The 15,311-nt window shown below is 35.2% G+C and carries 11 protein-coding genes; 7 read left to right on the top strand and 4 right to left on the bottom strand.

All coding sequences use genetic code 11. The features are described 5' to 3' along the window. Window positions 1-164 precede the first annotated feature (164 nt). The 6 genes from BQ7474_RS08690 to BQ7474_RS10775 all read left to right on the top strand — a co-directional run bounded on the left by BQ7474_RS08690 (window position 165) and on the right by BQ7474_RS10775 (window position 10,191). Window positions 165-3,812: a glycoside hydrolase family 84 protein gene (locus tag BQ7474_RS08690; RefSeq protein ID WP_073998460.1), complete on the top strand. Its 3,648-nt coding sequence runs from the start codon at window positions 165-167 to the stop codon at window positions 3,810-3,812. 93 nt (window positions 3,813-3,905) lie between these two features. Then, complete coding sequence (locus BQ7474_RS08685) at window positions 3,906-8,375, top strand: glycoside hydrolase family 2 TIM barrel-domain containing protein (protein WP_073998459.1); 4,470 nt, start codon at window positions 3,906-3,908, stop codon at window positions 8,373-8,375. A 275-nt stretch (window positions 8,376-8,650) separates the two neighbouring features. Then, window positions 8,651-8,803, top strand: a complete 153-nt coding sequence (locus BQ7474_RS10645) for a hypothetical protein (RefSeq protein WP_159429550.1) — start codon at window positions 8,651-8,653, stop codon at window positions 8,801-8,803. Next, on the top strand, window positions 8,800-8,979 hold the full coding sequence (locus BQ7474_RS10550) for a hypothetical protein (protein ID WP_073997991.1): 180 nt from the start codon (window positions 8,800-8,802) through the stop codon (window positions 8,977-8,979). The genes BQ7474_RS10645 and BQ7474_RS10550 overlap by 4 nt, the downstream gene beginning before the upstream one ends. Beyond that, on the top strand, window positions 8,936-9,469 hold the full coding sequence (locus tag BQ7474_RS10780; RefSeq protein ID WP_218188985.1) for a reverse transcriptase domain-containing protein: 534 nt from the start codon (window positions 8,936-8,938) through the stop codon (window positions 9,467-9,469). Before BQ7474_RS10550 ends, BQ7474_RS10780 begins: the two co-directional genes overlap by 44 nt. Beyond that, a complete protein-coding gene (locus BQ7474_RS10775) occupies window positions 9,370-10,191 on the top strand; it encodes a reverse transcriptase domain-containing protein (RefSeq protein WP_328585408.1) in 822 nt (273 codons plus the stop codon). Before BQ7474_RS10780 ends, BQ7474_RS10775 begins: the two co-directional genes overlap by 100 nt. 84 nt (window positions 10,192-10,275) lie before the next feature. Here BQ7474_RS10775 and BQ7474_RS08675 read toward each other — a convergent pair whose 3' ends face one another. Genes BQ7474_RS08675 through BQ7474_RS08660 form a run of 4 tightly spaced genes read right to left on the bottom strand, consistent with a single transcriptional unit; the run spans window position 10,276 to window position 13,514 of the window. Then, a complete protein-coding gene (locus tag BQ7474_RS08675) occupies window positions 10,276-11,214 on the bottom strand; it encodes an alpha/beta hydrolase (protein WP_073998458.1) in 939 nt (312 codons plus the stop codon). Continuing rightward, window positions 11,211-12,173 (bottom strand): alpha/beta hydrolase, encoded by a 963-nt coding sequence (locus BQ7474_RS08670; RefSeq protein WP_073998457.1) that lies wholly within the window; start codon window positions 12,171-12,173, stop codon window positions 11,211-11,213. The genes BQ7474_RS08675 and BQ7474_RS08670 overlap by 4 nt, the downstream gene beginning before the upstream one ends. Before the next feature lie 21 nt (window positions 12,174-12,194). Continuing rightward, complete coding sequence (locus tag BQ7474_RS08665; RefSeq protein ID WP_073998456.1) at window positions 12,195-12,992, bottom strand: Cof-type HAD-IIB family hydrolase; 798 nt, start codon at window positions 12,990-12,992, stop codon at window positions 12,195-12,197. Between the two features lie 3 nt (window positions 12,993-12,995). Continuing rightward, a complete protein-coding gene (locus BQ7474_RS08660) occupies window positions 12,996-13,514 on the bottom strand; it encodes a PTS sugar transporter subunit IIA (RefSeq protein ID WP_073998455.1) in 519 nt (172 codons plus the stop codon). A 151-nt stretch (window positions 13,515-13,665) separates the two neighbouring features. On the opposite strand from BQ7474_RS08660, the gene hcp reads away from it, so the two are divergent. Beyond that, a complete protein-coding gene (gene hcp / locus BQ7474_RS08655; RefSeq protein WP_073998454.1) occupies window positions 13,666-15,285 on the top strand; it encodes a hydroxylamine reductase in 1,620 nt (539 codons plus the stop codon). Window positions 15,286-15,311 lie beyond the last annotated feature (26 nt).

Here is a 15,311-nt window from a genome sequence, read left to right as displayed (position 1 = left end):
CTCACTAGTAAGTGGGATAAATCTAAAACTTTCTGGGAAGGAAGTCTTATGATGGATTGATTGATATCTATTAATTTAAAAGGAGCTTTATTTCTTAAAATTTTGAAAAATAAGAAATTTGTCGAACAAATACTCCACATATAAAGGATAAAATGGAGGGAAATATGAATAAAATTATTAAAAAGATATGCACAGGTATTTTGCTGACATCTTTAGTAGCGATTCCACTATCAAAAGCTACTAGCAATGCATATGCAAGCGACCTATCTAATGAAGAATCTAGCCAGTATGAAATATATCCAATTGTTAAAAACATTTCCTATACTAGTGGGAGTGTTAATTTAGCTAATGGGGCAGACTTATTATTAGCTGAGGGCCTAGATGATTATACAATTGCCAAAGCTAACAAGGTATTGTCTAATAATGATATTACTTATAATTTAGAAGATACAGAAAATCCTGACATATTAGTTGGGATAAAGGGAAGCGATGATAAAGCAGATCAATTTATAAAGGAAAATGCAGCTAGTGCTGATATATTTGACAAATTTGATGCCTATAGTCTATTGGTAAAAGATAATACCATAGCCATAGTTGGTAAAGATACGGACGCTTCATTTTATGGTCTTGAAACCCTTGATTTGATTTTGCGTCAGGCAAATAAAAATGTTAGAAACCTAGCTATAAATGACTACGCTTCTACAAAGTATAGAGGAGTCATAGAAGGATATTATGGCAATCCTTGGTCCTGGAATGATAGAATAGCTAACTTGGAATTTGGTGGACAATTTAAGGATAACATTTTTGTATTTGCACCAAAAGATGATCCTTACCACAACAAACAATGGAGAGACTTATACCCAGAAGATCAATTGCAAGAAATAGCAAGAGTATCTAAAGCTGGTAACGAAAACAAAAACAGATTTGTTTGGATGATCCACCCTTTTATGAATAACCCTATAACAAGAAAAACAATCGACCAAGACACAGAAATACTTATTGAAAAATTTGAGCAATTATATGGTGCAGGTGTGCGCCAATTTGGAGTCTTGGCAGATGATATTAACTTAAACAACATAGCTTCCAGCCGTAGCGAAGCTTACCAGGTTGTAATAGATGTTATGAAAAGTCTATCTGATTGGGCTATATCAAAGGGTGATGTATACGACCTTCTTTTCTGCCCAACTTCCTACACCCTATCATGGAACTGGAATGCCTATGAGCTAAATGCCTATGACCAAAATTTCCCAGATAATGTTCAGTTTTTCTTTACTGGATCATCAACAATGTCTACTATCAATAAAAGAGATGTTGATACCTTTAAAACAAGGCAAACAAATCCAGGTCAGGTAAGACGTGACCCACTATTTTGGCTAAACTGGTCAGTAAATGATATAGACAATGGCCGTGGTTATAGAAGAGTCTACCTATCCCATGCGGAGATGTTAAACAATGATGTTGATAATATAGTTGGTGCAGTGACAAACCCTATGGAACATGCCCACCTATCCCAACATTCTATATTTACCTTGGCTAACTACGGTTGGAATATCCAGGACTTTGATGCAGACCAAACATGGGAAGATTCATTTAAATATGTAGAACCCACAGCATATAAGGAGCTTAAAGAATTTGCTCGCCACAACCAATCTTCCGAAGAAGTTGGCTATTATCTAAAAGAATCTGAGGAATTAAAACCATATATAGATGCCTTCCAAAAGGTTATGGAAAGCAAAGATATCGATCAAATTCAAACAAGTGGTCAAGAATTAAAGGCAGAATATCAAAAAATTGCTGATAATGTCGATGCTTATAGGCAAAATGCAAGCCATAAAGAAGTAGTAGAAGAGCTAGACGCATATCTTGACTCAATGAAGGACACTGCCAATACTGCAATAGCAGCTATAGATACTATAATAGCCTATAAAAATGAAGGTCAAAGCAAGGATGTTATTGCTAAAAATAAAGAAGTAAATGACCTTTGGAAGAAAGCAAACTCCCATACTTTCAACTCTAGAGGAACAGAATACCCAACTAAAACAGGTTCTAAAAGGATTCGTCCAAACGTAGAAAAGATGATGAATTACTTAAATGATGTTGCCTATGATCCAGATGCAACAGAAGGACCATTTAAAAACAGAAATATAAATGCTTCAAATATAATTACAAGTAACTACTCAGCTTATCAACAATACACCCCAGATAAAATGATTGATAAGAATGATTCAACCTTTGTATGGTGGCAAACACCAGGGGATAAGTACAAGGCGGGAGATTATGTAGGTTTAGACCTTAAGCATGAATATCCACTAGGTAGGTTTAGACTTGTAATGGGAGGATCAAGCAAGTCCGATTACTTCAAGAAATATGAGATAGTATATTCAAATGATAAGGTAAATTGGACACGCTATAAAGATCCTATTGTTCAAAACACTCCTAAACTTACAACAGAATTCAACTTTAAAGACGACGATATCAAGGCTAGATATGTAGCAGTCAGATCTTTAACTGAAGGACCTTACTGGGTGCAAGTTACAGACTTTATGGTAGAAACTCTTGGAGATTGGATTGAAGATCAAAAAGATGATTACAAATACCATGAACTAAAAGAAGCTGCAAATATAGACAAAAAATCAAACAACATAGTAAGTAAAACAGACGATGGAAGTGATTATCCACTTGCCTTCGCATCATTTACAAATAATCCGCCAGAATCAAATGATAGAGTTTCATCATTAAATGATGGTATTATTGACTATCCAGAATCAAATGGAACCAATAGATGGACCACTTGGCAAAGAACTCCTATAGAAGGCAACCAATATATAGGTATCTTATTTGGAGATAGTAAAGAAGACAAATACAAGATATCAGGTCTAAGTCTTCACTTCTTTGAAGATAATGGAACCAAAAAACCAGCAAAAATAAGAGTTCAATATTACAAAGCAGATGAAGTTCCTCCAATTACAGATAATGCTCACTTATATAAACAAGTGGACCATCCATTCAACAAAGAAGAAAACTGGGAAGATGTTAAAAATCTTAAAGGTCAAGCATTTGATACATCAAAAGCCAATGATATTTCATTTGATGAAGTTGAAACTAGAGCAATAAGAGTGGTTATGCTTCCACAAGAAAACAAATCCCTTGCCGTAACTGAACTAGAGCTTTGGGGCCAAGAATTAAATGCAGCATTCAAAAATAAATTAAGAGCAAATATAAAATATGCTGAAAATAGACTTAATGCTGGAACCTACACCAAGACTTCTAAGGATAACTTAGAAAAAGCAATATCAGAAGCAAAAGCTGTTCTTGCTAATAGAAAAGCTAGCAAAGAAGAAATCAACAAGGCTAATACAAAGCTAGTATCTGCTGGCTTTAGACTTGTTAAAGACAACAATTCCAAAACTGATAAGAAAGTCCTAGAAAAAGCTCTAAATATAGCAAGGGCCATAAAGGTGGAAGAATACACAAGTGCAAGTGTTGTTCCATTTAAAGAGTCATTGATAAATGCTGAAAGTGTTTATAAAAATGAAAAAGTATCGCAAGTAGAAGTGAATGAGGCTACAAGCAAACTAAGAAATGCGACTTCTAGCCTAGTATTAAAGGCAAAAGTTGATAAATCTAAACTTCAATCGCTAATAAGAAGAGCCAAAAAGTTTGAAAAAACAAAATATGACCAAAGAAAATGGACGAATTTTGAAAAAGCTTTAGCTAATGCTGAAAAGATTAATAATAACGACCAGTCAACTCAAATGCAAGTAAACAGTGCATATAGCAAATTGTTAAAAGCGTTGGTTAATTTAAGGTAAAAATATAGGCCATTGTGAACTTTCCTAAGCTCACTTGGCCTATTTATCTAAAATAATTTTAAATTAGTTGATAAAATATTTTATGAGGATTTTATGAAAAAAACAAGCGTAAAACTACTTGCAATACTTACAAGTTTAGGCTTATTAGCACCAGGCTTTGCTAGACCAGTATTTGCAAAAAATGAAAACGTAATCATATCTGATGTAGAAAAATACTATGTATCAGATTATTCAGGCAAAAGAGAACAAAACTTTAACGATAACTGGAAATTTGCACTAGGCGAGCAATTAAATGCACAAAATGTTAACTTCAACGATGCTAGTTGGACCAATGTCGACCTTCCACACGATTATTCATTAATCCAAGATTATAGTACATCGGCAGAGGCAGAATCAGGCTACAAGCCAGGGGGCATTGGATGGTACAGGAAGAGTTTTAATATTCCTAGTCTAGAAGAAGCAAAAAGATACTTCATAAATTTTGATGCTGTTTATATGAACTCAACAACCTATATCAACGGCCATAAACTAGGTGATCATCCATATGGATATACACCCTTTTCCTATGATTTGACTCCTTACTTAAAGCAAGGGGAAAATATAATAGCTGTCCGCGTAGATAACGACATTCCTACAAGTAGATGGTATTCTGGTTCAGGAATATCAAGAACTGTAACATTAGTTACGACTAATGACCTCCATATTGGCCATAATGGTATAAAAATAGAAACACCTAAGCTTGCTGACGAGTATGCTGGCAATGTGACTATGGATATAAAGACAAAATTAGAAAACCAATCTGATCATGAAAGAGTAGTTACTTTAGAACATAGGCTTTTAGATACTGATGGAAATGTAGTAGGAGAAAGTACTAAGGAATCCATAAAAATTTCGGCAAAATCTTCTATAGAAGATGAGCAAGGTTTGATCGCTTCAAATATTAAACTTTGGGATGTTGACAATCCAAATTTATACAAAATCGAAAGTAAAATCATAGAAAATGGTGAAGATGTAGATCTTGTGGATACTGACTATGGATTTAGATGGATAGAAACTTCAAAAGACAGAGGTTTTTTCTTAAATGGTGAAAATATAAAGCTCAAGGGTGTATGTATGCACCATGACCAAGGTGCCTTAGGAGCTAGACAATATTATAGGGCTATTGAACGTCAGGTAGAAATTTTAAAAGATATGGGCGTAAATCTCATAAGAGTAACCCACAACCCAGCAAGTAAAGAGCTCATTGATATAGCTAATAAGCATGGAATGTTGTTGATAGATGAAGCCTTCGATGGTTGGGTTATGGCAAAAAACCTTAATAAAAATGATTATTCTAAGTATTTTGAAAATCAAATAGGTGAAAATGAAATGCTTGCGACAAAGCCAGATATGACTTGGGCAGAATACGACATCAAGGCCATGGTTGCTCGTGATATGAACAGCCCATCAGTAGTGATGTACTCCATGGGTAATGAAGTCATAGAAGGAACAGCAAGAATTCGTCGTAGTGAATATCCAGCCATAATGCAAAATTTAGTAAAGTGGGCAAAAGAAGTTGATCCTACACGTTTTGTAACAATGGGCGACAATCAATTAAAGGATGGATTAGCAGGAGATATTGTCGACCAGGCAAATATTATAACAGATGCAGGTGGTATTGTTGGTCTAAATTATGCTGGTGGAAATAGATATGATACTATCCACAGCAGCTATCCAAACTGGACCTTATTTGGCTCAGAAACAGCATCATCAGTAAACTCCAGAGGTGTTTATACAAGGACTGGTTCATTTAATTACTCTCCTGAAACTCCTTCTGATAAGCTTCTAACATCATATGACAATTCTAGAGTTGGTTGGGGAGCGTTAGCAGCAGAAGCTTGGTATGACGTTATTACACGTGACTTTGTCATGGGCGAAGCTGTATGGACTGGTTTTGACTACCTAGGAGAACCAACCCCATGGAATGGAATAACACCTGGAGCTCAAGGAAGTTGGCCATCATCAAAATCATCATACTTTGGAATAATCGATACAGCAGGGCTTGCTAAAGATTCCTACTATTTCTACCAATCTCAATGGAATGACAAGGTAGACACATTGCACATTCTTCCAGCTTGGAATAAGGATGCAGTATCAGGGGATAAAAATGTACCTATAGTAGTTTATACAAATTTAGACAAAGTGGAATTATATTTCACACCAGAAAATGGAGAGAAAAGGCTAATAGGTAGGCAAGAATTTGTAGAAAAACATACCCCTGGTGGATTTACCTATAAAACAGTAGATGGAAAGGACGATTTCAAAGCCCTATACGGAGAATTTAATTTGGATTACGAAGATGGCTTGCTAGAAGCCGTTGGCTACAGAGGCGATGAAATTGTAAGTGATACTGTTGGAAGAAACAAGGTGGAAACAACAGGAGAATTTACAAATATAAATTTAAGTGCTGATAGAGAAACAATCAAAGCTGACAACAATGACTTATCCTATATAACAATTGACCTAATAGATGATAAGGGAAACATAGTTCCTACTGCAAATGACAATGTAAGTGTAAATGTTGATGGCAATGGAATTCTTATGGGACTAGATAATGGACACCAAGCAGACCATCAACCTTATGATTCTGGCAATAGAAATGCCTTAGCTGGTAGGTTAGTGGCAATAGTAAAATCCACCCATGATCAAGGCCCAATTAATATTACGGCATCTAGTGGGGATATAAGCAAAACCATAACAATAAATTCACAAGCTAGTGATGACGATAGTGATTATCAAGGTGTAGTTTACTACAATTTATCCAAGAACTACATGGTAAAACAAGGTAGCTCATTAAACTTACCAGAAACAATACCTGCGATAATGGCAGATGGTAGTGAAGTTTCAGCTAAGGTTAATTGGCAAGAGATAGACCCTAGTGTCTTTGATAGACCTGCTTCTTATGAAATTAAAGGGTTAACAGAATACAATGACGAAATATCTGTAAAACTGACAGTAGTTGAAGAAATATCTGCCCTATTAAATCATTCAACATCAAGCTTAGTTGGAGTAATACCAGATTTGGCAAAAAGTAGACTTGCCATTAATAATAAGGGACAAATAATAGACCAAGCTTTTAATGTACAATGGGAAGATATTACGCAAGAAGAAGTTTCAAGACCTGGAATTCTTATAAAAAAAGGCAAAGCGAATATTTTTGGCAAAACTTACAACCTAACATCAAGTATAAGAATCACAGATCCAACCGTCAAATTAGGAGCAAATATTGCCAAAGATACTATAAGAATGACCCATGACCTAGAAGAAGATAAAAACTCAGGAAAATTAGAAGCCTTAGTAGACGGTAAAATAGATATCAAAGCTCCAACTGATGAAAATGTATGGACCAATATCAAAAATTTCGAATCTGGCAAAAAGGATGCAAATTTGATATTTGAATACGCGACACAACAAGTAATTGGTCAAATAGACCTATACTTTGCCCAAAATAGTCAATATAAAGGAGCTGAAAAACTTGGCGTATATATGTCAGAAACGGGAGCCAAAGACTCCTATAAGGAAGTAAATGCAAAAACAGAAATTAGCGAACAAAGCGATGGCATATTAAAATACAACCTAACTTTTAATCCTACTCAAGCTACATTTATAAAAATCGGCCTAAGAAATGATGAAAATCCAATGGCCGTATCAGAACTTGAAATCAGACAGGCATCCTCAAGCAAAGAAAGCTATGAGTCAACAGAATTTGAAAGCCTAATAATAGATGACTACGAACTGACAAAAGAAGAAATGAATGCAGATGAGTATCTAAGCCATAGCAAAAGCCCTGACATAGAAATCAAAACCAAAGAAAATGCTTCATATACTTTAGTAGATGTCGATCAATTGACCAAAGTAATAATCCTAGAATCCGAGAATGGACAAAATAGGAGAACATTTACCATAAAAATTGATCCGGTGGACAAAAGTAGCTTAGAAAAGTCTATTAATCAGGCTAATAAATACTTGAGAATGAACGGCTATACAAAAGACTCCAAAGGAAAACTTAAAAATGCAATAGATGAAGCAAAAAAAGTCATTAATAATCAAAACGCAAGCCAAAAAGAAGTAAACGGAGCAAAAACTAACTTAGCTAGAGCTGTCTTTAGCTTAAGAAAAGATGGAGTTGTTGACAAGGGCAATCTTGAGACCCTAGTAAAAACCAACAAGGAAATTTTTTCAAAATTGAATACTGTTAACTACACAGAAGAATCTGTGAAAAACTACAGCAATGCTATAACAGAAGCAGAAAATGTTTTAAGAGACAATTCTCCAAGCAAGAATCAAGTAGAAAATGCAATATCTAACCTAAAAGATGCATCGACTAAGCTAGAAACAAAGAAAAATAAACTAAACATTAGTAAACTTGAAAAATTAATAAATAATATAGAAAAAAATAGCAAGTTAAAAGAAAAATTAGCTGACGATGTAAAAGAAGCTAAAAAAGTTATAGAAGATGCAAAAATTCAAGAAGAAATTGATAATGCATACAAAAAGCTTTTGAGGAAATATTTTAAAGTATGATTACCTCGAAATATAAAATCCCAAGATCGTTTTGAGATCTTGGGATTTTTAATGTGCGCTCGGCATGAGCATATTCTAACAGGTGAAAGTCCTAAGTGTGCCCGGTAGTGGGAAACACATAGCCAAAGGCAAGGGTGTCCATCGTGAGGTGGAATCTGAAGGAAGCCCTAGGCAAACTCTTGGTCTGACGAACAGAAACTACATAAGGCAGGTACGTAGGATAAGACTGCATTACAAGCCAAAGTCCAATAACTACACGGAATACGTAAATGTAAATGTGGCAGATATATGAGAGGAAAGAACATGCCCTTACCCGAGGAGGTCTCACTAGCGAAACAGTAGTAACAACGAATAGTGAGAAGTCAGCAGAAGTCATAGTACTAGTAAAAACTAGGAAGGACAGAACTACAGGAAGTATAAATTTATGAAAGAAACTAATCATGACAAAGACTGTAGAAAATCAACCAGACTAATCAAAGATAGCTCGGCAAGTGAAAATAAATTAGCTGGACACAGTCATGAAAAGATTAACTCAAAAGAAAATACCAAAAATGAACTAATTGAAAAAAATACTCCATCGAAACAACCTAAACGAAGCCTTTAAGAGAGTAAAATCAAATAAAGGTACAGCAGGAATAGATGGAATAACAACAGAAGAACTTCTAGAATATCTAAAAGAAAACAAAGAGAAAATACTAGGACAAATAAGAGCAAGGAAATACAAACCCAAACCAGTAAAAAGGGTACAAATACCAAAATCAAATGGAAAGAAACGAAATCTAGGCATACCCACAACAACAGATAGGGTAATACAACAAGCAATAGCACAAAAATTAAGCCCAATCTATGAAAAGAAATTCTCAGAAAACAGCTATGGATTTAGACCAAATAGAAGCGCGCATGATGCCCTAAAAAGGATAAAAGAAATAGCAGAAGAAGGAAACACCTGGGTAGTAGACTTAGACCTAGAAAAATACTTCGAAACAGTAAACCAATCCAAACTCATACAAATCCTATCAGAAGAAATAAAAGATGGAGACGTAATATCCCTAATACACAAATATCTAAAATCAGGAATAATGATAGATGGATAAAAGTAAAATCAGACAAAGGAGTAGCACAAGGTGGACCCTTAAGTCCATTACTAGCAAACATCTACCTAAACGAAGCTGACCAAGAACTTGAAAAATGGGGATACAAATTTGTAAGATATGCAGACGACATGCTAATATTTGCAAGAAATAGAAAAGCAGCCGAAAGATACCACAAAATAGTCAAAAAGCTGTTAGAAGGAAAATTAAAACTTAAAGTAAATGAGGAAAAGACATCAATAAGAAAATTAAGCCAAACAAAATATCTAGGGTATGGATTTTACCATAACAACGGAACCCAACTAAAAGTACACAAAGAAAGCCTAAAGAAACTGAAGACAAAACTAAAAGAAGTAACAAACAGAAGTAATGCACTAGGCTATAAGCAAAGAAGAATAAAAATCAACCAAATCATAAGAGGATGGATACAATATTTCAAATTGGCAAATATGAGAAACCATCTTCAAAACCTAGACGAGTGGTTAAGAAGAAGAATAAGAATGTGTGCATGGAAAAGCTGGAAAAAAATCAAAACCAAATTTACAAACTTAGTAAAATTAGGAACAGCAAAATTTCAAGCCTGGCAATGGGCAAATACACGTAAATCCTATTGGAGAATAGCCAAAAGTCCAGTACTAAACAGAGCTCTTAACAACAAAAGAATAGCTGAAAGGGGCTATATATCCCTAGTCAGCTATTACAATAAAGTTCATATTAAACTGTAGAACCGCCGTATACGGAACCGTACGTACGGTGGTGTGAGAGGACGGTAGATGAATTAATCATCTATCTCCTACTCGATTTATTGTTTATAATTCTTCCAAAAACTCAAATATTTTCCCAAAGTATTCATCTTGATCATAAAACTTACATTCGGCGTGGTCGGCTAGTTTTGGGGTGTATAGGGATTTTTTGCCTGGGTGATTTTTGTAGACTTTATAGCACACTTGGACAGGGACTAGTCTGTCGGCTTGGCCATGGATAAATAGGCCGGGAATTTTTGTGTTTTTCATTGAGTCTATGTTGGACTTATGAAAATCACTGGAAAATCTTATTTTTCCTATTATATTGGCTATAAAAGTAATGGGATATACTAAAAATCCCAGGTCGCCTTTTAGTTGGTCGATTTGCATGTCATAAAAACTTGTGTAGCCACAATCTTCTATGAAAGCTAGTAGATTTTCTGGGTTATCAGCTGCTAGAAACATAGTGCTTGCAGCTCCCATTGATTCTCCGTGAACTATAATTTTTGCATCATGGTTAATATCCTTGATCCAGTCCATCCAAGCCTTTATATCTTCTTTTTCTTTGATGCCAAATGTTGTATAAGTTCCTTCGCTTTGGCCGTGAGCTCTTTGGTCATGGGCAAGTATAGAAAAGCCGTTTTTGTAGTATTTATCAGCTAGACTTAGCATGGTTTTGGCATTTGCTGTGTACCCGTGGACTAGTATGACCCAGTTATTACTCTTGTTATTTATCAGGTACTTGCCGAAAAGTTTTAGATTATCAAAGCTTTTTATCGAGCAATCTCTCATTGTATCAAAATAGTAATCTTCTAGTTCTACAAGTTTTGCCTTATTTCTATTTATCTCTTGTTTAGCTTCCAAATTTTCTTCTTTATTTATCTTGATGGGGTCATCGTTCAGATAATATTTCCTAAGACAGGCTTTGTTTACTAAATGATTTGCCCCTATTATTAAAGCTATTAAAATTATAATTAAGAAAATAAGTATTATTTTTGCTATCATATCATATCTCTATGTTCTTTAGTGGATTCTATGAAGTCAAAGATTTTCTTGTAGTAAATCTCCTCGTCATAGAGTTTGCATTCTGCATGGTCTGAGCCTTCTGCTATGTAAATTTCCTTTGGCCCCCTATGAGCCTGGTAGAGTTTTTGACACATAGATACTGGTACTATGTCGTCTTTTCCTCCGTTGATGAAGAGTGTTGGGATTTTTGTTTTTCTCATAGCATCTTCAGTTGATTTGAAGAGGTCTGCTCCTATGAGAGCTTTTATGAATAAGTTTGCTATTAGAGCAGCAGGCTTATATAAGAATCTTAATCTTTTGTGGACCTGGTGTTCGTACATACCGTAGTATGTTGTGTAGCCACAATCTTCGATGCAAGTTATAACATTTGTAGGATTTTCCCCTGCCACATACATGGCAGTGCTAGCTCCCATGGATTCGCCTTGGATAACAATTTTTGCGTCTGGATTTTTCTTTCTTATCCAATCTATCCAGTAGATTATATCCTTACTTTCCTTTATACCATATGTAGTAAAGATGCCGGAACTTTTGCCATGGCCTCTCAAGTCTGGTGCAAGTATTGAATATCCATTTTTGTAATATCTATCTGCTATGGTAAACATAGTTATGTTTTTGGCTGTATAACCATGGATTAGGATGACCCAAAAATTGCTATTTGCACTAAAAAGATAGGACCCAGATAGCCTGGTCCCATCAAAAGATTTTATAGTAACTTCATTCATTATATCTGCGTAGTGGTTGACTATTGCAAATACCTTATCTCTATTAGCAAAGTGATTTTCCCCAGCGTGTTCGTTTGCATTTTCTTTTATGTCTGGATTGTAATCCATATTGCCCAAGATCTTGTTGATCCAAGTGATGAGATGGGCAAAGTGGCTTGCCATGACAAGAATTGCTAGAAGGATTATTATAAGAGATGCTATTTTTAAAGTGTACAATTATATCACCTCGATAACTAGCTATAGGACATATTTTTCTAGATAGTCCCCTATGCCATCTTCATCGTTTGAAAGGGTTACATAATCAGCTATTTCTTTTATTTCATCAACAGCATTGGCCATGGCTACTCCAACTCCTGCTACTTCTATCATGGTGAAGTCGTTCATTTCATCGCCAAAGGCTATGATGTCAGCTTGATCAATATTATAAAGTTCTGCTATTTCAAGTAGGCTATTGCCTTTTGAAAGACCTTTTGGCATTATCTCGTAATAATTTCTATGACTTCTTACTTGACTTGTTACATTCCCAAAATTTTCTTTTAGAAATGGTATGTTTTCTTCAAGTTTAGCAATTTCTGCTGCAAAGAGGATTTTGTTTGGATCAAAATCTAGTTTATCTCTTATATCACTTACTATTTTTGCTTCAAGTCCTAGTAGTTTGCTTTCTGCTTGAAGAAATTTATGGTCTTTGTCAGATAATATCATATCTTCATATGGTATTATGATATCAATATCCATATCTCGACTTTGGTCTAGGATTTCTAGGGCCAAATTTCTTTCTAAATTATGATTTGCCAAAACTTTGCCACTAGAGAAATCTGTTATTGATCCACCATTATAGTTTGCTAGCAGGCCGTTAAACTTGTCAAATTCAAGCTCTTTTGCAAGGTCTTTGACAGCACTTGTTGGCCTACCCGAAACTATGACAATCTTATGGCCCATTTTGCCTGCTCTTATAAGGGCTTGGCGTGTCCTTGGGGTAATTTTATTTTCGCTATTTAATAACGTTCCATCGACATCAACTCCAATGAGCTTCATAGATTAGCCGATGACTTCCATTAATGCTTGGCCGTGATTTGTTTGACCATTTGCTAGTAGATTTATTTCTTTGTCGTCAGCATTTGTGATGATTACTGGTGATTCTACTGCTTTGCCGCTTGCTTTGATTTTTTCGATATCAAATTCCATTAACAAATCTCCAGCCTTTATCTTTTGTCCTTGGCTTACGTGAGAAGTGTAAGGTTCGCCATTAAGTTCAACTGTGTCAAGTCCTATGTGAATTAGAATTTCAAGACCTGTATTTGATGTGATTCCTAGGGCGTGTTTTGAGTCAGCTACCATTGAGATTTCGCCGTCAACAGGGCTATAAACCTTGCCTTCACTAGGTAGGATCAAGCTTCCCTTGCCTACCATTTCTCCTGCAAAAACAGGGTCTTGGCATTCTTTGACGCTAGAAACTATTCCTGTTATGGGTACTAAAATTTTATCGCTAGTGTTTGCATTAACTGCTTGATTTTCATTTTCTTTATCTTTTTTAAATAAATTTCCAAATAATGACATATTGCCTCCTAATTTTTTAAATTTGCTATAATTATACCCTTAACTTAGTTTTTTTAAGAAATAGTAACATATGTTACTGAAATTTCCAATAATAGATTTTATAATAGAAACATAGTAAGAATGATAAGAAAAACTAAAAAGGAAGGTTATTATGTTTTGTTATCAATGTCAAGAAACTGCAAAGAATACAGGATGTACGGTTCAAGGTGTATGCGGTAAAAAAGAAGATACTGCGAACAGCCAAGATTTATTAATATATGTTACCAAGGGTTTAGCAGAAGTTGCTAACAAATTGGGTGATGACAACCAAGAAGCTTATACTAGGATTTCAAATAACTTATTTGTTACAATCACTAATGCAAACTTCGATACTCCAGCAATTATGGAGATAGTTAAAGAAACTATCAGCCTAAAAGATTCTCTAATTGAAAAATTAGATAGCAAGGAAGGCCTATCAGACTTTGCTCTATTCTCAACAGATAAGGATGAAGAACTTGAGAAAAAAGCTATAGAAGTTGGTGTATTAAATATAGTAAATGAAGATCAAAGATCTCTAGTAGAACTATGTACATATGGACTAAAGGGTATGGCTGCCTACAACCGTCACGCTAATGTTCTAGGCTTCCATGATGTTGAAGTAGACAGATTCATAGCAAAAGCTTTAGAACAAGCTACCAAGGATGACAACGAAGTTCCTAGCCTAATTGATCTAGTAATGCAAACAGGTGAACACGGTGTTAAGGCTATGGCCCTACTTGATAAGGCTAATACAGAGTCTTACGGTAACCCAGAAATCACAGAAGTTGACTACTCAGCAGGAAATAAACCAGGTATTCTAATTTCTGGTCACGACCTACATGATATGAAGATGCTTCTTGAACAAACCAAAGATAGTGGAGTAGAAATCTACACCCACTCAGAGATGCTTCCTGCAAACTACTACCCAGAATTCAAACAATATGATCACTTCCATGGTAACTATGGTTCAAGCTGGTGGCACCAAAATGATGAGTTTGAATCATTCAACGGTCCAATCCTAATGACAACAAACTGTATAGTACCACCAAAGAAAAACAATACTTACCTAGAGAAGATGTTTACTACAGGCAATGCTGGTTATCCAGGTTGCAAACACATTGAAGCTGATGAAAATGGTCAAAAAGACTTCTCTGAAATAATCGAACTTGCCAAAACTTGTGATGCTCCAACTAACCTAGAAGATTTAAAAGTAGTTGGTGGATTTGCTCACAATCAAGTTATCCAATTAGCAGATAAGGTTGTAGAAGAAGTTAAGGCTGGAAACATCAAAAAATTCGTAGTTATGGGTGGATGTGATGGTAGATTCAAAGAAAGAAACTACTACTCAGAATTTGCTCAAGGCCTACCAGAAGATTATGTAATCCTAACAGCTGGTTGTGCTAAATATAGATACAATAAGCTTGGTCTAGGAGACATTAACGGAATACCAAGAGTTCTTGATGCTGGTCAATGTAACGACTCTTACTCTCTAGTACAAATTGCCCTTGCCCTAAAAGATGCCTTTGGTCTTGATGATATTAATGATTTGCCAATAGAATATAACATAGCTTGGTATGAACAAAAGGCAGTAATAGTCTTACTAGCATTACTAAGCCTAGGAGTGAAAAATATCCACCTTGGACCAACACTTCCAGCCTTCTTATCACCAACAGTTGTTGACTTCTTAGTAGAAAACTTTGGAATCTCTCCAATTTCTACTGTAGAAGAAGACCTAAAAACAATGACAGCATAAAATCACCAGCCTCCTTATTAAGGAGG

Origin of the sequence: Anaerococcus urinomassiliensis, assembly GCF_900128425.1 — a bacterium.
GTDB lineage: Bacteria > Bacillota > Clostridia > Tissierellales > Peptoniphilaceae > Anaerococcus > Anaerococcus urinomassiliensis.
Note: the sequence above shows the minus strand (reverse complement) of the source record. Positions and strands in the feature narration are given on the sequence as shown.

Excerpts from the sequence above, each read along its gene's own strand:
- BQ7474_RS10550 (WP_073997991.1), top strand. The coding sequence starts at position 8,800 with ATGAAAGAAACTAATCATGACAAAGACTGTAGAAAATCAACCAGACTA.
- BQ7474_RS10645 (WP_159429550.1), top strand. The coding sequence starts at position 8,651 with ATGTGGCAGATATATGAGAGGAAAGAACATGCCCTTACCCGAGGAGGT.
- BQ7474_RS08660 (WP_073998455.1), bottom strand. The coding sequence starts at position 13,514 with ATGTCATTATTTGGAAATTTATTTAAAAAAGATAAAGAAAATGAAAAT.
- BQ7474_RS08690 (WP_073998460.1), top strand. The coding sequence starts at position 165 with ATGAATAAAATTATTAAAAAGATATGCACAGGTATTTTGCTGACATCT.
- BQ7474_RS08685 (WP_073998459.1), top strand. The coding sequence starts at position 3,906 with ATGAAAAAAACAAGCGTAAAACTACTTGCAATACTTACAAGTTTAGGC.
- hcp (WP_073998454.1), top strand. The coding sequence starts at position 13,666 with ATGTTTTGTTATCAATGTCAAGAAACTGCAAAGAATACAGGATGTACG.
- BQ7474_RS08665 (WP_073998456.1), bottom strand. The coding sequence starts at position 12,992 with ATGAAGCTCATTGGAGTTGATGTCGATGGAACGTTATTAAATAGCGAA.
- BQ7474_RS08675 (WP_073998458.1), bottom strand. The coding sequence starts at position 11,214 with ATGATAGCAAAAATAATACTTATTTTCTTAATTATAATTTTAATAGCT.